We start from the raw sequence: 23,289 nt of genomic DNA on the forward strand, positions 1-23,289 counted from the left end.
CCGCCGCCAGTCCCACCCACCCGTAGCGCTTCCATTGCCGCATGAGGCTCCTCCCTTTTCGCGTCTTGGCCCCATCCGGCGCGCGAGCTGGTTCGTCCAGCCCCGCCACGTCCAGATGGCTCAACGGTCCGGGCGCGCTCTTGCCACCGTCATGCCAGCACCGGGCAGACAGAGGACTCCGGGATTTCCAGGGGGTTGCGGGAGACAGTGCCTCTCAGAAACCTGAGGAGCGAGGAGTCCCCGAGGGGGAAAAACCGTGGGTCCTGGGCACGAAGCGGACGAACTGCTGCGTGAGCGCCGGGTCCATGCGCTCCAGTCGCAGGCCCATGCCGGCCGGAGCACGGAAGGGGCCCGGGGTGCGCGGCGGGTTGGACCAGACAACAGTGGCCTCGGCCGAGCAGGGCGTGCGCTGCCCGGCGAGCAGCACCTTCAGCGTCAGCCGGGTGCCCTCGCGCGCGGGGGTGAGGGTGCGCACGAAGAGGGCGTCGGGGCTGGCGTCGTGGCTGAAGCCCGTCAACGTCGCGCCACCGCCCACCGGGGCGAACTCCACCACGGTGAAGAAGGGCACGCGCTCCGCGGCGCGCAGCGGCACGCGCTCCGGGACGAGCCGCGACAGCACCCGCCCCAGGAGTTCATCCGCGCCCAGGTGCCGCTTCTCCAACAGCGGCGCCCCGGCGAGCACCTGCGCGCGCGCCAGCACGTCCGCGGACTCCTCCGCGCGCGACAAGAGCACCAGCGGCTTCTTCGGATTCGCCTCGCGCAGCTTCGTGGCCAGGGCCAGCGTCTCGCGCGGCGCTCGCGAGACATCCACGAGGAAGCCGTCGAGCAGGGCCGCGTGCTCGCTCGCGAGCTTCTCCGCGTCCACCGCGTCGCGCGCGTAGAGGACGTGCAGGCCCTCCTGCTCCAGCGCGCCGCCCAGGAAGGTGTGCAGGAAGCGCCCGCCCTCCACGAGCAGCATGCGGCGGCCCTTGGGAGGACCTTCCTTCGCGCGCTCGCGGGCCCCGCGCACGGCCACCAGCTTCGCCTGGAGGGCCTCCAGCGCCACGGGCTTGGGCAGGAAGTCGTCCGCGCCCGCGCGCCAGCAGTGCATGACCTCATGCGGCTCGCCGGCGGAGGTGAACATGATGACGGGCACGTTGCGGCCGGCCGGGTGCGCCTTCACCGCGCGGCACACCTCGTCGCCCTGCATGCGCTCCATGCGCAGGTCCATCAGGATGAGCATGGGCGCGCGGCGCGCGAGCTCCGACAGACACGCCTCGCCGCCATCCAGCGTCACCGGCTCACAGCCGAGCCGGGCCAGGTGCAACCTCACCACCTCGCGAGCCGTGCGCGAGTCATCCACCACGAACACGGCCTCGCGCGTGGTGGAGGTGGGCGCATTCATGGTCAGGCGCGCGGCTCCTGCTTGCCGGACAACAGCTGCGTGAGCTGACGGGCAATGGCGGCGCACTTCGCCGCGTCCTTGCTGTCCAGCGCGGAGCGCCCGCCGTCGAGCAGCCGCTGCACCGTGCCCACCGCGGCGTCGGCCTCAGGGCTGGGGTTCTCCTGCGCGCTCTTCTGGAGCATCCGCGCCAGCTTCTCGCCGCGCTCCAGCAGCTTGCGGAACAACTCCTCCGCGCGCTTCGCGTCCACCACGCCCTGCGACTTCGCGTAGTTCGCCTGCTCCGCGCCCAGCTTCTCCGCCTCGCCGTGCGGCAGACCCGCGCGGGCCTCCAGGCGCACCGTCTCCATGTTGCCGGTGGTCAGGTCGGTGGCCTTCACGGACAGAATCGCCTCGCCGGACAGCTCGAAGACGACCTCCAGCGGCACGTCACCGCGCGCGGCCACGTGCAGGTTCTTGAGCACCACCTCGCCCAGCTTGTGGTTCTCGTCCTGGAACTCGCTCTCGCCCTGGTACACGGGGATGCGCGCCTCGGCCTGGCCGGACGTCCCGGGGAAGAAGATGTCGCGCGCGACGACGGGCACGCCCGTGTTCTTCGCGATGAGCCGCTTCACGCGTCCGCCCAACACGCCCACGCCCAGGCTCTGACTGGCCACGTCCAACAGCAGCGCCTGCCCCGACTGGCGCAACAGTTCGTCCGCCTGCACCGCCGCGCCCAGCGCCACGGCCTCGTCCGGGTGCACGTCCGTGGACGGCGCGCGGCCGAAGAAATCCGCCACCAGCCGGCGCACCAGCGGCACGCGCGTCATGCCACCCACCAGCAGCACCACGTCCACCGAGCGCGGGTTCATCTTCGCTTCATGCATCACGCCCTGACACACCTCCAGGCAGCGGCGCGACAGCGGCTCCGACAGCGTCTCGAAGAAGGAGCGCGTGAGCACCGTCTCCAGCTCCGTGCGCCGGCCTCCCGTGGAATGGTCGCCCAGCCCCGACACGGAGACGGTCGCCTCCTCGTGCTCGGTCAGCTCGCGCTTGGCCGCCTCCGCCGCGACCTTCAGGCGCCGCAGGCTCTGCGCATCCTGGGACACGACATGGCGGAGCTCGTCGTCCACCTGCGCGAGCAGCCATTGGACGATGCGTTGATCAAAGTCCTCGCCACCCAGGCGAGGGTCGCCGCCGGTGGCGCGCACCTCGAAGACGCCGGACTTCACGTCGAGGATGGAGACATCGAACGTGCCGCCGCCCAAATCAAACACCAGCGCGCTGCCCTCGAAGCCGCGCGACAGGCCGTACGCGAGCGCCGCCGCGGTCGGCTCGTTCACCAGCCGCACCACATCCAACCCGGCGATGGAGGCCGCTTCCCGCGTGGCCTGGCGCTGGTTGTCGTCGAAGTTGGCGGGGACGGTGATGACACACTTGGTGACGGTGCGGCCGAAGTGCGCCTGCGCGTCGAGCGCCAGCTCCCCCAGAATCATCGCGGAGACCTGGGTGACGGGCAGCACGCGCCCGGCCAGCTTCACGCGAACGTCTCCGGAGGGACCGGCGACCAGCGGATATGGAACGAGGGCCTTTGCTTGTTGCACCAATTCCGGCGTGTAGCGCCGGCCAAGGAAGCGCTTCGTGGCCCAGACAACGGAGTCGGGATGCTCCTCCGCGAGCGCTTGGGCTTGCTGCCCCACGACGCGCTCGCCGGCCTTCGTCACACCGAGCACGGAAGGCGTGAGGCGGCCTCCCGCGCGCGAGGGGATCAGGCGCGGTCGGCCGTCCTCCACGGTGGCGACGGCGCTGTTGGTGGTACCCAGGTCGATGCCGATGACGGGGTCGTGCATGGGGGCGGTCGGGACCCCACGGTACGGGTCTTGCCGCCTCCTCGCCAAGCCCCCTCTCGTCAGACCTGCCCTCCGCGCGTCGCTTCCCTGTCCGGCCAGGCACGTTGGCCGCGGAGGTGGACGCCCCTGGAGCACCATGCTAAGGGCGCGACCGCCATGGTGAACATGTCCATTGCCCGCCGCTACGCCCGTGCTCTCCTCGACGTCTCGTCGGAGGTGGGCCGCATTGATGCCGTCGCCGAGCAGCTCTCCTCCTTCGCGGATATCTTCGCGAAGAACCCGGAGATGACGGACGTGCTCCACAACCCCATCTACTCCCGCGCGCAGCGAGCGCAGGTGGTGGAAGGGGTCATGAAGCTGGTCCCCAACCTGGAGCCGGTGCTGGCCAACACCCTGCGGCTGCTGGTGGACCGCAACCGCCTGCCCTACGTCGCCGACATCGCCCGCGTCTTCCGCGACATGGCCGACGCCCGGGCCGGACGCGTGCGCGGCAACGTCACCACCGCCGCCGCCCTTCCCGCCGACACCCTGGCCGCGCTCCGCCAGTCGCTCCAGCAGATCACCCAGCGCGACGTCATCCTGGAGACGCGCGTGGACCCCAGCCTCCTCGGTGGCGTGTCCGCCCAGGTGGGCAGCATCCTCTACGACGGCAGCCTCCGCACCCAGTTGGAGGAGATGCGCCGCGAGTTGAAGCAGCACTAAGAGTACGGCCGCCGTCCGGCGGCCCACTCCGCAGGTCGTCCCTGTACCCCGCAGTCCGGGGCAAACCGGCATTTCCCGTTGCCCCTGGAGAGAGGTATACTCGGGGGAACGCGGGGTAACCCCGGGTTTTCTGGACGACCTCAACATGCCGCAGTCCCTGCTTCACCCCCTCCCCGGTGGCCCGCTCTTCGCGGTCGCCCCCGAAGAGGCTTGGCCCTTCCTTGGCGCGGTACTGAACGCGACGGGTTGTGGCATCGCCCTGTTGGACAGGGAGCTGCGGACCGTGTGGGTGAATGGCGCGCTGGCGTCGCTTTCCGGCATGGAGATGCGGGCCCACCTGGGGCGCCCGCTCGTCGACCTGTGGCCCAAGCTGGCGGTGTCCCTGGCCCCCCTGCTGTCTCGCGCGCTCTCTGGTGAGAGCGTGGTGGAGGCGCCGGTGACGGGGGTGCTGTCGTCGACGAGTGGAGAGCGCAGCCTGCGCGTGGCGCTGTCCCCGGCGCACCAGGCCGGCGTGCTCACGGGCGTGGTGATGTGGATGCGCGACGACACGGCGCGGACGCACGAGGAGGCCCGGCTTCGGGAGCGCGAGTCGCACATGCGCAGCCTCGCGGACGTGGCCTGCGACGGGCACTTCCTGCATGAGAACGGCGTCGTCCTGGACGCCAACCGCGCGCTGGCCCACCTCCTGGGTCACGACTCGCCCCGGGATTTGATCGGCCACCACCTCATCGAGTGGGTGTCCCCCGAATACCGCCCCGCCGTCATGTCCGCCGTCGCCCGGGGGGTGGAGACGCCCTACGAGGTGATGTGCGTGCGCCGGGACGGCCAGCGCATTCCCCTGGAGGTGCTGGGCAAGCACGTCCTGTGGGAAGGCCGGCAGGTGCGACTGGCCGCCATCTGGGACATCAGCGGCCGCAAGGCGGCGGAGGAGCGGACGGAGCGCACCGAGCACTTCCGGGAGCAGCTGCTGGGCGTGGTGGGCAATGACTTGCGCACGCCCCTGCAGACCATCCAGATGGGCACCGGCGCCCTGCAGCGGCTGGGAGGAATGGAAGAGCCCCAGCAGCGACTGGTGGGCCACATGGCCCAGGCGGCCCGGCGGATGGAGCGGATGATCCACGAGCTGCTGGACTTCACCCGGGCCCGGCTGGCCGGCGGGCTGCCGGTGCGCCCGGAGTCGCTGATGCTGGACCGGCTGGTGGAGCGGGTGCTGGACGAGCGGCGACAGGCCCACCCCGGCCGCACCCTGCTGATGGAGACACAGGGGGATTTGCGCGGCCACTGGGACGAGGCGCGGCTGACGCAGTTGGCGGACACGCTGCTGGGCAGCGTCCTGCAACACAGCACGGACACCACGCCGGTGTGGTTGAAGCTGGTGGGCTCGGTGGGGGGCGTGACGCTCTCCATCCGCAATGACTCGCTGACGGTGCCGGTGGAGGAGCACGCCACCCTCTTCGAGCCCTTCCGACGGGGCCGCCCCGCCAGCGCGGAGGGCCTGGGCCTGGGGCTCTACATCGCCCGGCAGGTGGCCGTGGCCCATGGGGGACGCCTCACGGTGGAGTCCTCCCAGGGTGGAACCCGCTTCGTCGTCTGGCTGCCCCGCGAGCCTCCCGGCCGCTGACGGCCACACGTGCCCGGAGGGGTCGTGCTCCCTCGCTCGCCGGGCACCGGGGCACCGTCGCTTACCGGGTTGATAATGCCCCGAGAGCCCCGAATGTCGTGCGCATTGCAGTGGGTAGGGGTGCGTGGTAAGGGGCCCCGACTTCTAGCTTTCGGCGGACCCGAACCGACCCGGCCCGCCCCCTGTTCGAGGACGCAAAACGCCCATGGAAATCCGCGCCGACGAGATCAGCAGAATCATCCGGGAGCAGATCAAGGACTACGGCAAGAAGGTCACCGTCGCGGAGACGGGCACCGTGCTGTCCGTGGGTGACGGTATCGCGCGCATCTACGGGCTCGAGGGCGTGCAGGCCGGTGAGCTGGTGGAGTTCACCAACGGCGTGAAGGGCCTCGTGCTGAACCTCGAGGAGGACAACGTCGGCGTCGCCATCATGGGTGACTTCCAGGCCATCCGCGAGGGTGACGTCGTCAAGCGCACCCAGCAGATCGCCTCCGTGCCGGTGGGCAAGGGCCTGCTGGGCCGCGTGGTGGACCCGCTCGGCATCCCCCTGGACGGCAAGGGCCCCATCGAGGCCACCGAGACGCGCCGCCTGGAAGTGAAGGCGCCCGGCATCGTGAAGCGCAAGAGCGTGCACGAGCCCCTGCAGACGGGCATCAAGGCGCTGGACGCGCTGGTGCCGGTGGGTCGTGGTCAGCGCGAGCTCATCATCGGTGACCGCCAGACGGGCAAGACGGCCGTCGCCATCGACACCATCATCAACCAGAAGGGCCTGAACGTTTACTGCATCTACGTGGCCATCGGCCAGAAGCAGTCGACGGTCGCCCAGGTCGTGGAGAAGCTCAACCGCTTCGGCGCCATGGAGTTCACCACGGTGGTCGCGGCGAACGCCTCCGACCCGGCCCCGATGCAGTTCTTCGCGCCGTACGCGGGCGTGGCCATCGGCGAGTACTTCCGCGACAACAAGATGCACGCCCTCATCATCTACGACGACCTGTCCAAGCAGGCCGTGGCGTACCGCCAGCTGTCGCTGCTGCTGCGCCGCCCCCCGGGTCGTGAGGCGTACCCCGGCGACGTGTTCTACGTGCACAGCCGCCTGCTGGAGCGCGCCGCCAAGCTGTCCGACGAAGAGGGCGCGGGCTCGCTCACGGCGCTCCCCATCATCGAGACGCAGGCCGGCGACGTGTCCGCCTACATCCCGACGAACGTCATCTCCATCACCGACGGTCAGATCTTCCTCGAGACGGACCTGTTCTTCGCCGGCGTCCGCCCGGCCATCAACGTCGGTCTGTCGGTGTCTCGCGTCGGTTCCGCCGCGCAGATCAAGGCCATGAAGCAGGTGGCCGGCACCATGAAGCTGGAGCTCGCGCAGTACCGCGAGCTGGCCGCCTTCTCCCAGTTCGGCTCGGACCTCGACAAGGCCACGCAGGAGACGCTGGCCCGCGGCGCCCGCATGGTGGAGCTGCTCAAGCAGGGCCAGTACGAGCCGCTGCCCGTCGAGCGTCAGGTCATGCAGATCTACGCCGCCACCAACCGCGACGACCCCAAGAAGCGCGGCTGGATTCGCGAGATTCCCGTCGCGGACGTGGTGCGCTGGATGCGTGAGTTCCTGGACTTCACGGACGGCAAGTACCCGACCATCTCGAAGGACATCGCCTCCAAGCGCGAGCTCACCAACGACATCAAGGCCTCGCTGAACAAGGCCATCGTGGAGTTCAACGACGTCTTCCAGCCCACCCCGGGCGCGAAGGTCTAAGACTCTCCGGCCTCCAAGGCCCGTCGCACCGAGCCCCGCGCTCCCTTCCCTGGGACGCGGGGCTTCGTGTTTCTGGCGTGTGCCCGGACTCCTGGAGCTTCGGCTACCGCTTCGCGCCGTCGGCGGGCTTCACCTCGCGCTCCACGGTGCCAACGGACTCGCCCGTCCACTCGGGGTCCACGGGGATGATGAGGTAGCCCTCCTGGGCCGTGGGTGGGGGGCGTTGGTGGAGGGGTGGCGGCTCGTCGCTCGAGGCCACGCGGGCGGGCACGTCCGTCCAGGCGACGAAGCGGGCCTCGTACTCCCGTACGCGCTGGCCGCCGGCCACCTTGCGCTCCAAGGGGCGCGGCAGCAGCACCGCGTCCGCGCCCATCAAACAGGCGGTCTCCTGGAGCAGCTCCTTGCGGCCCTGCGCGCCCAGGTACTCGTTGCCCGTCACCGCCAGGGTGCCGAGTTCGGCGTAGGGGCGCGGGGGCTCGCGCTCCTCGAAGACCTCGAACGCGCAGCCGGGCTCCCTCGCCGGACGCTGGACGCTGACGGGGTGCGCCTCCAGCGCCACCTGTGCCGAGGTCGCGCAGGCGGACATGCAGGCGGCGAGGACGCACGACGACAGCGAGCGGCTGACGGACATGGCGGGCTCCGATGGAAGGGCGCGGCGGACGACAGTCTCGTCAACGCCGCGCCTCTCGGGAGCATATCGGCGGGTGGCCGCGTCAGCGCAGGCGAGGCAGGAGCGCGAGCAGGCTCTTGTCCACGCCACCGCGAGCGCCCAGCGCCTCAATGGCCTTCAGCTCGTACGGCAGCACGTTGTCACGGGCGACGAGTTGCACGTGCGCGCCCAGGGCGGCCGGCAGCGCCAGGTCCAGCTCGTAGATGTCGCCGGCCACCAGCGTGTCCTCGGGCCGCGTGCCGGTGGTGTCCCAGATGCGCTTGAGGGCCTCGAAGTAGCGGCCCCGGCGCAGGTAGACGGGCCGGCGCAGCACGCCGTCCAGCGTCTGCATCTCCGGCAGCGCATCGAAGCGCGCGTCGGACACGTCCGGTGGGTCCAGCAGGAACTTGCGCGCGTCGCCGGAGACCTTCAGCCGCTCGCGGCCCTTGGGCGCCAGGGTGTCCAGCTTCTTCTCCACCAGCTCCGTGTGCGCATTCGTCACGACAGTCACGGGCAGGCCCGTGGCGAGCAGCGCCTCCAGCACCTCCTTCGCCTCCGGCTTGAAGGCCGTGGCCGAGTGCACGTAGGACTCGCGATACATCGTCTGCACGGCCTCCGAGCGCGTCGCCTCGTCGGTGCCCACGGAGAGCCGCTGGAAGATGCGGTGCGCCGCCGTCGTGGCCGTCAGGTACGGGTCCGCCGTCGCGGGTGCCACCACCTTGCCACCCAGGTTCCACCCCAGGAGGTCGGCGCCCGCTCGCAGCGCCGCGACTTCCTCCTCCCAGGCCTGCTCCACCCCCTGCCCCAGTGCGCGGACCAGTCCGTCACGAAAGTGTTTCAAGAAGGGCGCGCTCTCCGTCGCCACGTCCGTGAAGGTCCCGTCGAAGTCCAGCACCACGCAAGCAATCGCCATCAGCCCACCGACTCCCGAAGTTGGAGGAAAAGGGGCCGGATGACGCCCCGGCCCGGGTTCCGAATCAAGCCTGTGACATCATTTCGGCCCTGTAAACTTGAGGCCGCCCTGTAAATCCCGAGTGGCAGGGCCGTCGCCTTGAGTCCACAGCGGGTGGCTCGCTAGCCTTGGGCGGGCATGGAAGCGACGCGGCGAAACGAGGCGGCGCTGTGGCGCCGGGCGTGGCTGCCCTGGGGCTTGCTCGCCGGAGTGTGCGTGCTCTGCGGGTCGGCGGCCTGGGCGAGCTCTCGCTCGGTGTCCGCGCTGGCGGAGCGCGGGGCGCAACTGGAGCGCGAGGCGGCCGAGTCCGAGGCCCGCGTGGCCGAGCTGCAGGCGCTGCGCGAGGCCATGGCCCGACGACTGCGCGTGCTGGAGCAGCAACACCAGAGCGCGCGGGCGGAGGTGCTGACCGCGGCGGCGGCCTGCTCCCTGGCGCCACCCGAGGCACCCCAGAGCCAGGGCCGCTCGGAGCCGCGCCGCTCGGGCTCCGCGAAGGGAAAGAAGAGCGCGCGCCGCTGACGGGAGCGCGCTCCGACGTGGCCTCCACCCCGCGAGGTCTCTCGCGCCGAGGCCCTGCGCCACAGTCCGGGGAGCGCGCTTCGACGTGGCCTCCCCCCCGCGAGGCCTCTCGCGCCTCAGCCCTGTGCCTCGATCCAGGGAGCGCGCTTCGACGTGGCCGCCAGGTCCACACCTGCCCTCGCCACTGTGGACCTGGGGGCAACAGGGCGCTGGAGCCGCGCGCGCAACCTCACGGAAATACTGCGAGGCGAGCGTCGGCCCGCCACGTGCTACCTCGCGACTCCGAGTCTCCTTTTCGCGCGAGGTCCCTTCCGCATGTCTTCCGTCATCCTCCGACTCCCCGCCCCCCTCCGCTCCGCGCTGGCCGCCCTCGTGTGCGTGGCCGCGCTGCTCCCGCTCTCCCGCGCGGAGGCCGAGCCGGGCATCCGCATCCTCAACTCGCTTTCCACCGCCGACCTGGCCTTCAACGCGCTCACCACCAACGCGGGCTCCATCGAGGCGCTCATCTCGCAGCCGCTGACCTCGAGCGCCTTCGCGGGTGACTGGCGCCTCAGGCACCAGCTCGAGGACCCGGCCGCGCGCAACGTCATGCACTACCTGGTCGAGTGCGCGCTGGGCCCGACCTCCAAGGTGGAGTGGAAGGACCGCCTGGGCAACGTGTACACCTTCAGCGGAGGCGCGGCCCTGTGTCCGGAGTGGGATTTCACGGCGCCCAGCCCCCAGTGCCTGGGCTACGTGAGCGCGTGCCTGCTGTCGCGCAACAACGCCTACGGCCACACCGTGGAAATCTCCCTGCGCGGCGAGGACCCCCGGGACGACCTGCGCTTCAACCCCACCGGTGACACCAAGCAATGGCACCCCATGTTCCTGCCGTGCGACAAGGGCGGCTCCGGCCTGGGTGACGAGTGTGGCTGGGTGGGCGAGGGCGTGGGCGCCTGCACTCCGGGACTGGAGGTGACGGTGGCCGCCGGCGCGCCGAGGCCGGACACGTGCACCGGCCTGCTCGGCGCCATCTCCGGCCACCGCGTGCTGCGCGTGTGTGAGAAGCCCTGGGGCTGCGAGGCCGGAGACGCCCTGGCCGCGGCCGAGAAGAACGACTGCGGCGGCGACGCCCCCAGCGCCACGTTCTTCTGCCCCCGCGGCGGCAGGTACAGCGTCATGTCCGCGCCCTTCAACCGCATGGAAGCGCCGGGCTCGTGGGTGAGGCCCGGCACCACGCAGGGCCGCTACCCCGTCGCATCCTTCGGCGCCTTCACCTTCCGCGAGGGCGCGTTCTTCGGGAACATCTTCGACTCGAAGGCCCTGTCCGTGGAGGTGAGCATCAACATGGACACCTACCTGCCCCAGCTCTCCAAGCCGAACTTCACCGGCTACCCGTACCAGAACGTCCACGCCTGCTTCGCCAAGGACTGGATTGCCGGAGATGTGCACCTGGCCTCGCGCATCTGCGCCAACACCACCATCGGCGACCACACCGCCTTCGGCTGCCTGGCCCGCACCGTGGGGCCCTGCGAGTTCGGCAGCGCCAGCCCCCAGGCGCCCCGCTGCGCCGTGGGCGATGGCTTCAAGGTCCAGGGCGACGGCGACTTCGAGGTCTGCTCCGACGATGACGGCGTCTTCCACCCCGAACCCATCACCACCTACCTGAACAGCCCCTGCGACGCGCTGCCCGTGACGGACCGCAGCACGTGCGGCGGCGGCGAGTGCGACTTCAGCGTTTCGCCCCCCAAGTGCAAGAAGGGCTGCGAGCCGCGCTCCGCCAGCGAATGCCTGGCCGTGGCCTGCGTGAAGAACCCCAAGCTCTGCGTCCGGAAGTAGCACCGCGTCACGACCAGCCCGGGGGGTCGGCTTCCACCTCCCGGGCCCGGCGACACGGTGGGCTCGCGAGGGCTGCCCGGCCAGGGGGCAGGCGGCATCCCATACACCATGGGTGTATGAATAAAGCAGGCGGCCGGCCGTCCTGACTCGCGTTGCCTCGTTCCGGCCACCGCCGAGGAGCCCACCGTGTTCTCTTTCCGTTCCGTCCTGAGCGCCGTGCTTGCCCTGGGATTGCTGCTGGGCTCGACGCCGTCCGAGGCGCGCTTCGGCAAGCGTTCCCGTCCTTCGCAGAGCGACTCGAAGAAGGACGACGACAAGAACGACACGCACGAGGCCACGCCGGTGGGCCACTCGGACTCCGACGACGATGACGATGACGACAGGCCCCGGCGGCGGCGCAACAACTCGCGCCACGTCGCGTCGGATGTCGCGGACAGCATCGGCTTCCTCGCCTTCGTGTTCTCCGGCGGCAACCACCGGCTGATGGTGGTGGACGAGCCCCGGCACCGCGGTGAACTGCGGCAGGAGCGTCACGCGGCGCCCCTGTCCTTCCGCGTGGGCTTCCAGGCCGGGCCCGTCAACAGCGGCGGCGCGGGCGACCTCTTCATCGGCCTGGAGGGCCGGCGCTTCGGCGTGGACGCGCGCATCACCGGCATCAGCGTGGACGCCGATGACGGCACGGACGCGTCGGACAGCATCACGCTGGTGGAGGCGCACCTCACCTGGGCGCTCGTCTCCCTGGAGCGCGTCCGGCTGCGCGTGGAGGCGGGTGTCAGCACCGCGAACGCGCCGGACATCGCCTTCGTGGGCCCCAGCCTGGGCATGTCCCTGGAGGCGTGCCTCGCGGGACCGCTCGACTTCGAGGCGCGCGCGCAGATGACGCCCTTCCCCTATCGCCAGGTGGACGCGAGCGCCGCGCTGGCGCTGCACCTGGGCGCGCTGGTGCTGCGCGGCGGCTACCGGGGCATGGTGCTGGACGACGCGGGCCACGTGGACGGGGTCGTCCACCGCGACGGCTTCCACGGCCCCTTCTTCGGCCTGGGCCTCACCTACTGATTCGTCGAGGCACCTCCGGCCTCGGTCCCGGGCAGTGCTCCTGGACCGTGGCCATCAGGTCCTTGAGCCGCACGGGCTTGCGCAAAAGCGCCACCACGCTCGCCGGACGGGGCCCCGGCTCCGCCGCCATGGCCACCACCCGCGACTGCTCGAAGCGCGCGTCCCGCTGCAGTGTCTCCAGCAACCCCAGGCCCTGCACCCGAGGCGTCTCCAGGTCCACCAACACCAGACACGGCACCTCCAGCGACACGAGCACGCGCAGGGCCTCCCGGCCATTGATGGCCATGGCCACGTCGTAGCCCTCGTCCTGAAGCGCTTCCGCCATCGCGCCCCGCAGGTCCGGGTCGTCTTCCACCAGGAGCACGGTCGGCTGCATCACCACATGGGTCACGATTGCCACCCTAGTGCCTCCGTAGCTCGCTGACACAGTTCACACCGCGAGGCCTTCGCCCACTGTCGAACCGTGAGCATCCGCCCGGTCCAGACAGGCAGATAGTCCCAGCTCCCCCGCGCGATGAGCGGAGGAGATGGGGCGGGGACGGCCGGGATGCACGGCGAGCGTCCGCCGGTGAATGGCGATTCCTCCCACGTGTCGTGCCGTGCGCACTCATTGGACGGCGCGCTGCCCAATGCCACACAAGCGCGATTGGCCAACGTCCGCCCACCCCGGGGGGCCATGGCCGCGCGGGGCCGGCGGCCCTTGAATGTCGCTCCCCCGTCGTCCCCCGCCAGGAAGAGGAGTGGACCTTGCCCTCATCGAAGGCCGTGCTCGGCTCCGCGCTCACCGCCACCCTCCTGCTCGGCGGAGCCCCCGCCGAGGCCCGCTTCGGCAAGCGCTCCACGCCGTCATCGTCTGGAGGCACCACCCGCCCGGAGCGCGGCGCGGACCGCCCGGACGCCAGCCACGAGCGCCGCTCGCGTGAGCATCCCGCCACGCCCGTCGGACAGGGCTCGAACGACGGGCGCCCCGCGCGCGAGCACCCCGCGACAGCCATTGGCAAGGAGCGCGACGCCCAGGACGACGCTCCCCGCAGGCGGCGGCGACGGGCCCGCGTCCCCGTGAGCACCGCCGTCGTCGGAGTGGGCGCCGCGGGGGCCTCGGCTTCGCCCCGGCTGAACGCCACCACGCGCACGGAGCGCCGGCGCGATGAGCCCGTGCCGCTCCTGGTGCGCCTGGGCGCGCAGGCGGACTGGCTCACTGGCGGCGGCGCCATGGGCCTCTTCATGGCCATGGAGGGCCGGCGCATGGGGTTGGACACCCGCATCACCGGCCTGACGCTCCGGGCGGAGGACGGCTCCGACAAGGTGGACCGCATCACCCTCTTGAGCGCGCGGGTGACAGCGGCCCTGTGGGCCAGCGCCCGCGGGCGCGTGCGGGTCGAAGCGGGCCTGACGAGCGCCCACGCCCCCAGCGTCATCTTCGTGGGTCCCAGCTTCGGCGCGTCCGTGGAGGCCTGCATCGGCGCCTCACCGCTGGACGTGGAGGCGCGTGTGAATGCCACGCCCTTTCCCCACCGCCAGGTGGATGCGCAGGCGGGCATGGCCCTGCACCTGGGGGGCTTCAACCTGCGCGGCGGCTGGCGCGCGCTGTACCTCAACGACGCCGGACACGTGGACGGCGTCGAGCACGAGGAAGGCTTCGGCGGGCCGTACTTCGGCCTCGGGTTGACCTTCTAGTCCCCGGGCACCTCTCCACGGGCCGCGCGCACGCACGAGCGGCCCGTCATGCCCTGCTCACACGACGGGCCGGAGCCGCCCGATTGAGGGAGCCCCGGCCCTCCAGTTCTTACTCGTCCGGCGACGCGGCCATGGGAACCGAACCGCCCCCGCCGCCGATATCCGCCACCGTGGTGAGCCCCGAGGACGGCCGCTTGCCGGTGCCTCGGCGCTTGGGCGGCGGCGCCAGCTTCGGCTCCGAGCCGAACAGCCGCTCGTACGTCTCCGGCCCGTTGATGTTCACAATCACGCCCGGGTCCTTCAACGGCACCCGACGCACCTTCATGTTCTTCAGCACCACCTCCAGCTGGTCACCCTCCGCCGCCCGCAGCCGCTCCGCCGCGGCCCGCGACAACATCACCGGCCAGCCAGGTGCCCCCTCGAACTCCGGACGCAGCGCCTCCTCCGCTTCTCCCATCAACTTGAGCAAGGACTTCACCGTGGTGGCCCGGAGCGCTGGCATGTCCACCGGATGCAGGAGCACGACGTCCGCTCCGGCCTCCATCGCCGCGTCCAACCCCACCTTCACCGAGGCCATCTGGCTGTCCTTCCACTGCTCGGACTCCACCAGGTCCAGCCCCGGATGCTGCTCGCGCACGGCCTCAGCATCCTTCCCCACCACACCCAGCACCTGACAGCTCGCCTTGCCAAAGGTCGACGCCAGCGACTGAAGGAAGCTCTTGTCGCCTTCGTGCAGGATGAGCGCCTTGGGGTGGGCCATCCGCCGGGCCTCGCCCGATGCGAGGATGATCGCCACTGCCTTCATACCAAGCCTCCTCCGTCCCCCGGGGAATCGAGTGCCAGCTGGCCCGGGGCCACCGGGAACAGGCTGTGGCCTCCGCGGTGGTTTTTGAGCCCACCCCCCGGTGCTAGCCGTCAGACGGCCCCCAGTCACTTCGCGAGCCGTGTGAGAGGAGCGCGAGCACGCGCGAGCAGCGCCGGAAGAGGCACGGGCCGCCTGCTCGTTCGTACCACCCCGGAGGCTCGCCTCCCCTGCCCTCCGGCCACCTGCCCGCGGAAGACTCAATGCAGCCACCGGGGCGGCGGCGTGTGCAGCAGCAGCGCCGAGGCGGGCACGGACGCGGCGGTCTTTTCTTCCGTGCTCGCCAGCGCCTTGGCGGTCAGAATTTCAGCCAGCCGCGCGAGCGGCGCAAAGGAAGACAGCCGATGCAGCTCATGCTGGGACACCTCGCCCAACCACGCTCCGTCCCGGCCATCCACCACCGGCAGCGCGTGCGCCCCGTGACGGTGCATCACCTGAAGCGCCGAGAGGACGGTGTCCTCGGGGAAGAGCGTCACGGCATGGGCAACGAGCATCTCGAACTCGGGGCTGCGGCACATCGTCACGGAAGGCCTCCATAAAGCAGGCGTCAGGCGCCTCTGATCCACCCCTAAGCAAGGCCCTTGCCGGGCCCGGACGACTTCCGAAAGGCGACACACAACCTGGGACGGCTGGTGGGCGATAATCTCCAGGCAGCCCGCCACCCCCTCGACGCGTCCCGAAGTGGAGCCACCGCGATGAGCATCAAGTCCCTGCCGTCCTCCACACCGTCTGCCGCACCGCGTCGAACCCCGGAGCCCGTGCAGCCGCAGAAGGCGGAGGCCCCCAAGCCCAACCTGCTCGAGCGGATGGGCCAGGGCCTGCAGAACGTGGCGCGCGCGGCGAACCAGGTGGTGGACCGCTTCGAGGCGAAGCTGCCGGACCTGTCCAAGCTGGGCCTGCCCCAGCTCGCCGGCACCGGCGGCAAGCCCTGGGAGGGCATCACCCTCACCGGCAAGCCGCTCCAGATTCCGCTGAACAAGCTGCTGGACGTGGACCTGGGCGATTTGCGCAAGGTCCTCGAGCGCGTCCTGCCCCCCAAGATTGACGACAAGCAGGGCAAGCAGCTCGTCGAACAGACCAAGGGCTTCCGTGACGCGCTGGGTCAAGTGCGCTCGCTGTCGGCGCAGCTGGACATGCTGCCCTCCACGCATCCGCGCTACGCGCAGGTGAAGGCCGCGCTGGAGAAGGCGGAAGGGGCGCTGACGCAGCAGACGGGCTACACGAAGGCCACCGCGCCGCGCCCGGGCTCGCTCTGGTTGGATCCGCAGTTCCTGGCGAAGGAGCTGCCCAACGGACAGGTCCACGCCAGCCGCTTCCCCACGGGCACGCCGGTGACGAAGCCGCCCGCGGCGCTGGACATCGTCGCGGGGGGCGACGCGAAGAAGGCCGCCGAGTACACGGCCTCCGTCGCCCAGAACCGCGCCGAGGCGGGCATGCCGGTGCAGGGCGGCGAGCCCATGGGCGTGCACCTGAGCCTGGAGGGCGGTGGCGGCAAGGGCAAGCGCTACGCGGCGATGCTGACGGAGATGCGCGAGATGGGCGTGGTGCCGGTGAGTCTGACGGGCACGTCCGCGGGCTCCATCGCCGCCGCGTTCGCCGCCACGGGCGCCACGCCGAAGCAGGTGGAGGACGTGGCCAAGGACCCGCGCCTGGGCAAGCTGTATGACGCCGACCTGGACCTGAACGACGGCGGCCTGCTGGATGGCCAGGCCGCGTATGACCTCTTCGACCAGAAGCTGCGCGAGCTGACCGGAATCACGGACCGGCCCGTGACGTTCGCCGACCTCAAGATTCCCCTCCAGCTCGTCGCCGCCAAGGCCTACGACAGCGCCGTCCCCAACGGCGGCTTCAAGAGCGCGCAGGACCGCATCTTCGTCTTCAGCCAGGAGACGACGCCGGACACGCCCGTGGCGCTCGCCATGCGCGCCTCCATGGCCATCCCCGGCGTCTTCGAGCCGGTGCAGGTGGTGGACCCCGTCACCGGCCGGCAGATGCACCTGGTGGACGGTGGCACGCTGGACAACCTGCCCATGGGCTACAACAAGAACGACCTGCCGCAGATTGGCGCGTCGCTCCAGCCGCGCGGCGGCACGCACCCGTCCAACGGCACCGCCCAGCCCAAGCCCTTGCCCACCGGCCAGCTCGACACGGACGACGTGGTGTGGAACGGCTTCAACGGCCTGGCCCTGCTCAAGGACAACGCCACCGAGGCCCAGGACTGGCGCGACAAGGCGAAGCCCGGCGCCAACCAGTTCATGCTCAGCGTCCCCACGTGGAACCTGGACAACCCCAAGCAGGGCAACAGCATCCTGGGCTTCGGCTACGACAACAAGGTGGACCCCATCCTGGATGGGCAGACGCGCGAAGTGACGCGCGACTTCCTGCGTGAGTTCATGGATGACATGAAGGTCCCCGGCTCGCGCGGCACCAACATGGTGACCCAGGTGCCCAAGGACTTGAAGTTCAGCGAGCCCGTCCAGATCTGGGGCGAGAAGTTCCAGGTGACGTACAACGGCGGAGACACCGTCGTCGCCACCGCCGCCAATGGCAAACGTCACGAAGTGCGGCTCGGCCAGAAACAGATTGAATCCATGTGGCTGGATGGCCAGGCGTTCAACGACTTCGGCGCGCAGCTGTCTCACTCGCTCAGCGACGTGCGCAGCGTGCGGCCTTCCTGGTTCCCTTTCTGACACACGGTGTGGGGCTTGCGCCCCTGCTGCAAGGTTGAACCTCCAGACACCTTCACGCACCCGGGGCGCCTTGAGGCGCACCTGGGTGCCATCGTTACGGTGGCTCGCATACATCCCCCTGGGAGGTCTTGATGCAAGCGGAGCGAGGGCGGGCCTGGGTGCCCTGGCTGGTGACGGTGCTGGTGGTGCTGCTGGCGGGCGGAGTGCTGTACCTGGCGCACCGAGGCTCGGCGCAGTCGCAGTCGCAAGCGGAAGAGGCGCGCAAGGCGGCGGACGAGGCCACGGCGCGCGCGCGTGACGCGGAGGCCGCGCGCAAGCAGGCGGAGGAGAAGCTCGCCGCGCTGGAGACGGAGCACGCGAAGCTGTCGTCGGAGAAGGAGCAGCTCAGCACGGAGAAGGAGCAGCTCTCCCAGACGGTGCAGGAGCAGGAGGCGGAGCTGGCCAAGCTCAAGGACACCTATGACGACCTCCAGGACAAGATGAAGTCGGAGATCGCCGAGGGCGCCATCAAGCTGTCCCAAGCCAAGGGCCGCATCCAGGTGGACCTGGTGGACAAGGTGCTCTTCGACTCCGGCGACGCGAGCATCAGCAAGCGCGGCCAGGAGGTCCTCAAGCGGCTGGGCGGCGTGCTCGCCAAGGTGGATGACAAGGCCATCCAGGTGTCGGGCCACACGGATGACTCGCCGCCGTCGCAGAAGCTGCAGGCCACCTTCCCCACCAACTGGGAGCTGTCCGTGGCGCGCGCCGTCAACGTGGTGCGCTTCCTGGAGGAGCATGGCGGGGTGCGCTCGCGCCGGATGATCGCCGCGGGCTACGGAGAGACGCGGCCGGTGTCGGCCAACGCCACCCCTCAGGGCCGCGCGCGCAACCGGCGCATCGAGGTGCTGCTGATTCCAGAGCTGCCCGCGAAGAAGGCCGCCCTGAAGACGGCCCGGGACAGCCGCTAGCTACTTCTTCTTCACCGACTCCAACAACTTGCGGAAGGACTTCTCCGAGGCCGCCACCGTCTTCTCCGGGCCCGTCAGCTTGAAGAAGAGGGCGCCCTCGGGGCCTTCCACAATCGCGCCCAGCAGACGGAAGCCGGGCTTCGGCGTGGAGGGGCCCATCATCGGCCCGCCGCCCATGTACGTGCCCTTCACGTCCACCGTCGTCACCGGCATCCCGTTGAGCTTCTCCGCCTTCGTCTTCGCGACCTTGTCCACCGGCTTGCCATCCGCCGTCTGGAACTGGCCCAGCCACCGCTTCACGTTGGCGTCCACCGCGCCGCCCTGCCCCTGCCCGAAGTAGAAGACCGCCAGCTCCCCGCCCTCCGTGTCCCCCTTCGCCGCCGGCAGCTTGTACGTCGCCGCGCGCATCGGCCGCTCGCCCTGCGCCGCCCACTCCGCCGGCGCCGTCCACGCCAGGCCCCCGGCCTCCTCCGCGGACGCCGCCATCGCCATGCACATCACCAGCACACTCAGCAGTCGGTTCATCCGCTCAGCGTACCGGTGATTGGCTCCAGCGCAGTGTGTCAAAGACAGTCTGTGCCACTCCCGCATACGCTGATGCATGAGTGACACAACGCGTCAAGTCCCGTCGCTTCCGGCCAACCCACGGACGTGGTACGCCACGCGACTGTCACCTAGTCCTGAAGTCCAAACCTGGACTCGGAGGGGGTTGTACCCATGAAAAAGGCGTTGTTCCTCGGGGCCCTGGCCCTGGGCACGGTAGCGTGTGATCCAGACATCGCGCAGGACCCACCTCCGAACGCGGCGGATGTCGTCGTGGCGGAGTTCGACCCCTCGGCGTCTCCGGCTGTCGTGCCGTCTCCGAATGACCTGGCCATCGCCAAGTTGCCGGATGGCTCGAACATCGTCGCGGCGCCCATCAACCCGAAGGCGCCGGCAGCCGAGCAGGAGTTCACCCGGGACTACCTCAACACGCTCAATGGCTTCCCGACGTCCGCGATCGCCACCACGCTGGTGAAGGACCTGAACCCGGCGACGGTCAACTCGGACACGGTCAAGGTCATCGACCTCTACGAGGGCACGGAGCTGGCGAAGCCCGTCACGGCGACCATCGGCTACCGCCCGGAGACCAACCAGATCACCGTCATCCCGCCGCAGCCGCAGGGCTGGCCCAAGGGTGGCCGCTACGCGGTGGCCATCATCGGTGGCAAGGATGGCGTGAGGACCAACCAGGACAAGCCCATCATCGCCTCGGCCACCTGGTCCTTCGCCAGCTCGCGCGAGCCGCTCGTCACCTGTCCTGGTCAGGACCTGGCGTCCCCGGACTGCCGCCTCAACACGGAGCTGCTGCCGTCCATCAAGACCGACCCGGCCGAGCGCCTGGCGGACCAGCTCAACAGCGCCAAGCGCCTGGAGCAGCTGCGCCTGGGCTACAAGGACGTCCTCAACGCGGTGTCGGCGAAGTTCTCCGTCAACCGCGACGACATCGTCCTGGCGTGGACCTTCTCCATCCTGAACCAGCCGGAAGCGACGTTCGATCCGAGCACCAGCACCATCCCCTTCCCCAACGACCTGCTGCGCACGCCGAAGACGGCCACGGCGGCGGCGCACCTGAGCCTGCCCGTGCCCCCCACCGCCGGCACGGTGCAAGACCTCATCAAGGGCCTGAACACCCTGGACGGCTGGTCCACGACGGCGACCATCATCTCCGAGAACAGCGCCACCCGCGGCGTCATCGACAATGACGCCAAGCTGGACATGAACACCGTCCGGCTGGGCAAGGAGCTGCTGTTCGTCAAGCTGACTCCGGGCGGAACCACGCCCAAGGTCAAGGTGTGCCTCAACTGCGCCTCCAGCCGGAAGCGCGATGGCAGCGCCGCGGACCCCGCGCCCCAGCAGCTGCAGATCATCCCCGAGGTTCCGCTCGACCCCGCCACCCAGTACGCGGTCATCCTCCTGCGTGGCGCCAAGGACGAAAAGGGCAACTTCGTCGCCGCCACCGGTCCCCAGGCCCTGATGCGCCTGTCGTCGCCGCTGTTCGTCGACGGCAAGAGCCAGGTCGCCGCGGTGCCGGACGGCACCGCCGCCGCGCTGGAGCCCATCCGCGCGGGCATGAAGCCGCTGTTCGACAGCCTGGCCGCGAACTTCAAGATTGAACGCAAGGACGTGCTGCTCGCGTGGACGTTCACCACGCAGAGCACCCACACCGTGCTGGCCCAGCTCAACCAGGCGCCCACCCCGGTGCCCACCACGCCGCTGTACATGGTGGACCAGACGGCCCAGCTCACCGGCGCCATGGACGCCAACGGCCTGGAGCACCCGCACGTGGGCAAGGCCCTGGTCGGCGCGTTCCTGTCGCCCATCCTCCTGGACGACGTCAACGGCGCGCTCAACCCCCTGCGTCCCACGCGCCTGGACCACATCCCGTTCTGGCTGTTCCTGCCCGCCTCGGCGCCTCCGGCCACCGGCTACAAGGTCGTCGTCTTCGGTCACGGCCTGGGCAGCAACCGCACCTCCGTGCTCCCCATCGTCAACAAGCTCAACGAGGCTGGCTACGCGGTGGCCGCCATGGACACCGTGCTCCACGGCGAGCGCACCAGCTGCGCGGGCATCACCGCCGCGTCGGGGCTGGGCGCCATCACCACCCCGGACCAGGCCTGCGCCACCGGCTCCACCTGTGACGTGACGGCCAACAGCCCCACGTACGGCCGCTGCATCTCCGCGTCGCCCAACGCCTGCAACCCGCAGGCGGGTGGCGACCTGGCGTGCCAGGCTGCCGGCCAGGGCGTGTGCAGCGTGACGACGGCCAAGTGCGAGGGCGGCGACTTCCGCCGCGCGTCCGCGTCGTCCCCGCCGCTCGTCTCCAGCTGGAACTTCCTCAACCTCACCAACCTGTTCGCCACGCGCGACAACTTCCGCCACCACGTGGTGGACTTCTCGCAGCTCACCCGCGTGCTGGCCAGCGACGGCCTGCGCACGCAGCTGGGCACCGTCGTCCCGGGCGCCACGCTCAACGCCGCCACGGTGGACTACGTGGGTCAGAGCCTGGGCGGCTTCCAGGGCGCCCTGTCCGCGTCCGTCAACACGCGCGTGCGCCGCACCGTCCTCAACGTCCCGGGCGGTGACCTGGTGGACACCCTCCTGACGTCCGTCAACCCGACGTTCGTCGCCCGCCGCGAGGGCTTCCTGGGCTTCCTGGAGTCCGTGGGCCGAGTCTCCGGCACCCCGGCCTTCGACGAGTTCATCGTCCTGGCTCGCACCATCCTGGACCCGGCCGCTCCTCGCAACTACGGCTGGAAGCTGGAGAACCTGGAGGGTGCTCCCGCCGAGCGCGAGGCGTTCATCCAGTACATCGAGGGTGACGAGGTGATTCCGAACCCCGTGACGCAAGGGCTCATCGCCGCGGCCAACCGCGACAGCACCCGCACGGTGCAGAGCTACATGGCGGAAGTCGACCTGCTGCCCACGCAGACGCGCCACGTGTTCCTGCTCATCTCCGACCCGTCTGACCCGGGCAACCCGTTCCTGAAGTCCGTGCGCGACACGGCTCAGGCCCAGGTCGTCAACTTCTTCAACACGGGCGACGCGGCCACTCCGTAACGGACAGGACTCAGGGGAATGACTCACATGAAGAAGACACTGTCCCTCGTAGCGCTGCTGGCCGCGGGTTCCTCCCAGGCCGCCGGCTTCCAGATCAACACCCAGAGCGCCCGCTCCACGGGCATGGGCAACGCGGCGGCCGCGTGGCTGGACGACTCGTCCGCCATCTACTCGAACGCCGCGAACATCCTGGGTGTGAACAAGCTGGACGTGCAGATTGGCGACACCGGCATCCTCCCCGGCATCAAGTTCACCCCGGTGAACGGAACCGAGCAGGGCCAGAAGACGACGCTGTCGCCGCCTCCGCACCTGTTCGCCGTGTACAAGCCCTTCGACCGCTTCGCGGTCGGCGTGGGCGTGTACACGCCGTTCGGCGCGAACAGCCGCTGGGTGGATGACTTCGTGGGCCGCTTCAAGGCCCAGGAGTCGGCCATGGCCGTCTACAACATCAACCCCACCGCGGCGTACCAGCTCCACGAGCGGTTCCGCGTCGGCGCGGGTCTGAACATCTACCGCGGCACGCTGGAGCTCAAGCGCGCGCTGGGCTTCGTCGAAAGCGAAGGCCAGGTGCACCTGGGCGGCGCGTCGTGGGGCGTCGGCTACAACCTGGGCGTGCAGGCGGTGCTGCTGCCCAAGTGGGTCACCATGGGCCTGCACTACCGCAGCTCCGCGGACCTGACCTTCAAGGGCAACGCGGACTTCCAGAACGTGCCCGCGGAGTTCCAGTCGCGTCTGCCGGACGGTCCGGTGGAAGGTGACGTCACGCTGCCCGCGACGGTGGCGTGGGGTCTGGCCGTCACCCCGTTGGAGAACCTGACGATTGCGTTCGACGCGAACTGGGTGGACTGGTCCTCGTTCCAGGAGCTCGCCATCGAGTTCCCGGAGAACCCGGCCATCAACAACCCGCTGCCCAAGCGCTGGCGCGCCAAGTGGAACTACCACCTGGGTGCCGAGTACGGCGTGACGCCCGCTCTCCAGGTCCGCGCCGGCCTCATCCTGGACCCGGCTCCGGGTCCTGGCGGCACGCTGACCCCGGACCTCCCGGACGCGGACCGCTTCGGCGTCTCCGTGGGCGCGGGTTACCGTTGGAACTCGCTGCGCGCGGACTTCGGCTACCAGTTCGTCAGCCTGGCCGACAACAAGAGCTCCGCGCCGGGCATCTCCGGCACGTACAACGGCTCCGCGCACGTGTTCGGTCTGACGCTCGGCTACTCGATGTAGTCGGCTGACACC

At 70.1% G+C, this 23,289-nt stretch carries 19 protein-coding genes; 11 read left to right on the forward strand and 8 right to left on the reverse strand.

From position 1 onward, the window contains the following. Positions 1-214: 214 nt before the first annotated feature. The gene (locus HR086_RS03850) at positions 215-1,384 is read right to left on the reverse strand and encodes a TIGR02266 family protein (RefSeq protein ID WP_141640441.1); all 1,170 of its coding nucleotides are present in this window, start codon (positions 1,382-1,384) and stop codon (positions 215-217) included. Positions 1,385-1,386: 2 nt separating this feature from the next. Beyond that, on the reverse strand, positions 1,387-3,210 hold the full coding sequence (locus tag HR086_RS03855) for an Hsp70 family protein (protein ID WP_141640440.1): 1,824 nt from the start codon (positions 3,208-3,210) through the stop codon (positions 1,387-1,389). A gap of 156 nt (positions 3,211-3,366) precedes the next feature. Here HR086_RS03855 and atpH point away from each other — a divergent pair, with 156 nt between their 5' ends. The 3 genes from atpH (at position 3,367) to atpA (ending at position 7,286) form a co-directional block, all read left to right on the forward strand. Then, entirely contained in the window at positions 3,367-3,912 is a 546-nt protein-coding gene (gene atpH, locus HR086_RS03860) for an ATP synthase F1 subunit delta (RefSeq protein ID WP_174453859.1), read from the forward strand. Between the two features lie 145 nt (positions 3,913-4,057). Continuing rightward, positions 4,058-5,533: a PAS domain-containing protein gene (locus tag HR086_RS03865; RefSeq protein ID WP_141640438.1), complete on the forward strand. Its 1,476-nt coding sequence runs from the start codon at positions 4,058-4,060 to the stop codon at positions 5,531-5,533. Positions 5,534-5,738: 205 nt separating this feature from the next. Beyond that, on the forward strand, positions 5,739-7,286 hold the full coding sequence (atpA, locus tag HR086_RS03870; protein WP_174453858.1) for a F0F1 ATP synthase subunit alpha: 1,548 nt from the start codon (positions 5,739-5,741) through the stop codon (positions 7,284-7,286). Positions 7,287-7,389: 103 nt separating this feature from the next. Here the strand turns inward: atpA and HR086_RS03875 are convergent, their stop codons facing one another. Together HR086_RS03875 and HR086_RS03880 are read right to left on the reverse strand one after the other, a co-directional pair. Beyond that, positions 7,390-7,917: a hypothetical protein gene (locus tag HR086_RS03875; protein ID WP_174460674.1), complete on the reverse strand. Its 528-nt coding sequence runs from the start codon at positions 7,915-7,917 to the stop codon at positions 7,390-7,392. A gap of 82 nt (positions 7,918-7,999) precedes the next feature. Continuing rightward, positions 8,000-8,848 carry an HAD family hydrolase gene (locus HR086_RS03880; protein WP_174453856.1) on the reverse strand — a complete coding sequence of 283 codons (849 nt, stop codon included), beginning with the start codon at positions 8,846-8,848 and terminating at the stop codon, positions 8,000-8,002. A 177-nt stretch (positions 8,849-9,025) separates the two neighbouring features. Here HR086_RS03880 and HR086_RS03885 point away from each other — a divergent pair, with 177 nt between their 5' ends. The 3 genes from HR086_RS03885 (at position 9,026) to HR086_RS03895 (ending at position 12,280) form a co-directional block, all read left to right on the forward strand. Beyond that, positions 9,026-9,406, forward strand: a complete 381-nt coding sequence (locus HR086_RS03885; protein ID WP_141640434.1) for a hypothetical protein — start codon at positions 9,026-9,028, stop codon at positions 9,404-9,406. Positions 9,407-9,721: 315 nt separating this feature from the next. Continuing rightward, a complete protein-coding gene (locus HR086_RS03890; protein WP_174453855.1) occupies positions 9,722-11,224 on the forward strand; it encodes a hypothetical protein in 1,503 nt (500 codons plus the stop codon). A 186-nt stretch (positions 11,225-11,410) separates the two neighbouring features. Next, positions 11,411-12,280, forward strand: a complete 870-nt coding sequence (locus tag HR086_RS03895) for a hypothetical protein (protein ID WP_174460673.1) — start codon at positions 11,411-11,413, stop codon at positions 12,278-12,280. On the opposite strand, the gene HR086_RS03900 is transcribed toward HR086_RS03895, so the two are convergent. Beyond that, positions 12,270-12,680: a response regulator gene (locus tag HR086_RS03900; RefSeq protein WP_174453853.1), complete on the reverse strand. Its 411-nt coding sequence runs from the start codon at positions 12,678-12,680 to the stop codon at positions 12,270-12,272. The genes HR086_RS03895 and HR086_RS03900 overlap by 11 nt on opposite strands. Positions 12,681-13,027: 347 nt before the next feature. Here HR086_RS03900 and HR086_RS03905 point away from each other — a divergent pair, with 347 nt between their 5' ends. Beyond that, positions 13,028-13,957, forward strand: a complete 930-nt coding sequence (locus HR086_RS03905; protein ID WP_174453852.1) for a hypothetical protein — start codon at positions 13,028-13,030, stop codon at positions 13,955-13,957. Between the two features lie 109 nt (positions 13,958-14,066). Here HR086_RS03905 and HR086_RS03910 read toward each other — a convergent pair whose 3' ends face one another. Together HR086_RS03910 and HR086_RS03915 are read right to left on the reverse strand one after the other, a co-directional pair. Next, positions 14,067-14,762 carry an NTP transferase domain-containing protein gene (locus tag HR086_RS03910; RefSeq protein ID WP_141640429.1) on the reverse strand — a complete coding sequence of 232 codons (696 nt, stop codon included), beginning with the start codon at positions 14,760-14,762 and terminating at the stop codon, positions 14,067-14,069. Positions 14,763-15,019: 257 nt separating this feature from the next. Then, complete coding sequence (locus tag HR086_RS03915; protein WP_141640481.1) at positions 15,020-15,337, reverse strand: CBS domain-containing protein; 318 nt, start codon at positions 15,335-15,337, stop codon at positions 15,020-15,022. A gap of 177 nt (positions 15,338-15,514) precedes the next feature. Between HR086_RS03915 and HR086_RS03920 the strand changes: the two genes are divergently transcribed. Continuing rightward, the gene (locus HR086_RS03920) at positions 15,515-17,509 is read left to right on the forward strand and encodes a patatin-like phospholipase family protein (protein WP_141640428.1); all 1,995 of its coding nucleotides are present in this window, start codon (positions 15,515-15,517) and stop codon (positions 17,507-17,509) included. A 131-nt stretch (positions 17,510-17,640) separates the two neighbouring features. Next, positions 17,641-18,456: an OmpA family protein gene (locus HR086_RS49375; RefSeq protein ID WP_174460672.1), complete on the forward strand. Its 816-nt coding sequence runs from the start codon at positions 17,641-17,643 to the stop codon at positions 18,454-18,456. Here the strand turns inward: HR086_RS49375 and HR086_RS03930 are convergent, their stop codons facing one another. Continuing rightward, positions 18,457-18,981: a hypothetical protein gene (locus tag HR086_RS03930; protein ID WP_174453851.1), complete on the reverse strand. Its 525-nt coding sequence runs from the start codon at positions 18,979-18,981 to the stop codon at positions 18,457-18,459. Between the two features lie 192 nt (positions 18,982-19,173). Here HR086_RS03930 and HR086_RS03935 point away from each other — a divergent pair, with 192 nt between their 5' ends. Beyond that, positions 19,174-22,056, forward strand: coding sequence for a hypothetical protein (locus HR086_RS03935; protein WP_174453850.1), 2,883 nt, complete (start codon positions 19,174-19,176; stop codon positions 22,054-22,056). A gap of 27 nt (positions 22,057-22,083) precedes the next feature. Further along, the gene (locus HR086_RS03940) at positions 22,084-23,277 is read left to right on the forward strand and encodes an OmpP1/FadL family transporter (protein ID WP_174453849.1); all 1,194 of its coding nucleotides are present in this window, start codon (positions 22,084-22,086) and stop codon (positions 23,275-23,277) included. Positions 23,278-23,289 lie beyond the last annotated feature (12 nt).

It is taken from the genome of Myxococcus sp. CA039A (assembly GCF_013336645.1).
Taxonomy (GTDB): domain Bacteria; phylum Myxococcota; class Myxococcia; order Myxococcales; family Myxococcaceae; genus Myxococcus; species Myxococcus llanfairpwllgwyngyllgogerychwyrndrobwllllantysiliogogogochensis.

Excerpts from the sequence above, each read along its gene's own strand:
- HR086_RS03855 (WP_141640440.1), bottom strand. The coding sequence starts at position 3,210 with ATGCACGACCCCGTCATCGGCATCGACCTGGGTACCACCAACAGCGCC.
- HR086_RS03930 (WP_174453851.1), bottom strand. The coding sequence starts at position 18,981 with ATGAACCGACTGCTGAGTGTGCTGGTGATGTGCATGGCGATGGCGGCG.
- HR086_RS03875 (WP_174460674.1), bottom strand. The coding sequence starts at position 7,917 with ATGTCCGTCAGCCGCTCGCTGTCGTCGTGCGTCCTCGCCGCCTGCATG.
- atpA (WP_174453858.1), top strand. The coding sequence starts at position 5,739 with ATGGAAATCCGCGCCGACGAGATCAGCAGAATCATCCGGGAGCAGATC.
- HR086_RS03890 (WP_174453855.1), top strand. The coding sequence starts at position 9,722 with ATGTCTTCCGTCATCCTCCGACTCCCCGCCCCCCTCCGCTCCGCGCTG.
- HR086_RS03940 (WP_174453849.1), top strand. The coding sequence starts at position 22,084 with ATGAAGAAGACACTGTCCCTCGTAGCGCTGCTGGCCGCGGGTTCCTCC.
- HR086_RS49375 (WP_174460672.1), top strand. The coding sequence starts at position 17,641 with ATGCAAGCGGAGCGAGGGCGGGCCTGGGTGCCCTGGCTGGTGACGGTG.
- HR086_RS03880 (WP_174453856.1), bottom strand. The coding sequence starts at position 8,848 with ATGGCGATTGCTTGCGTGGTGCTGGACTTCGACGGGACCTTCACGGAC.
- HR086_RS03850 (WP_141640441.1), bottom strand. The coding sequence starts at position 1,384 with ATGAATGCGCCCACCTCCACCACGCGCGAGGCCGTGTTCGTGGTGGAT.
- HR086_RS03865 (WP_141640438.1), top strand. The coding sequence starts at position 4,058 with ATGCCGCAGTCCCTGCTTCACCCCCTCCCCGGTGGCCCGCTCTTCGCG.
- HR086_RS03910 (WP_141640429.1), bottom strand. The coding sequence starts at position 14,762 with ATGAAGGCAGTGGCGATCATCCTCGCATCGGGCGAGGCCCGGCGGATG.
- HR086_RS03885 (WP_141640434.1), top strand. The coding sequence starts at position 9,026 with ATGGAAGCGACGCGGCGAAACGAGGCGGCGCTGTGGCGCCGGGCGTGG.
- HR086_RS03920 (WP_141640428.1), top strand. The coding sequence starts at position 15,515 with ATGAGCATCAAGTCCCTGCCGTCCTCCACACCGTCTGCCGCACCGCGT.
- HR086_RS03935 (WP_174453850.1), top strand. The coding sequence starts at position 19,174 with ATGAAAAAGGCGTTGTTCCTCGGGGCCCTGGCCCTGGGCACGGTAGCG.
- HR086_RS03915 (WP_141640481.1), bottom strand. The coding sequence starts at position 15,337 with ATGTGCCGCAGCCCCGAGTTCGAGATGCTCGTTGCCCATGCCGTGACG.
- atpH (WP_174453859.1), top strand. The coding sequence starts at position 3,367 with ATGGTGAACATGTCCATTGCCCGCCGCTACGCCCGTGCTCTCCTCGAC.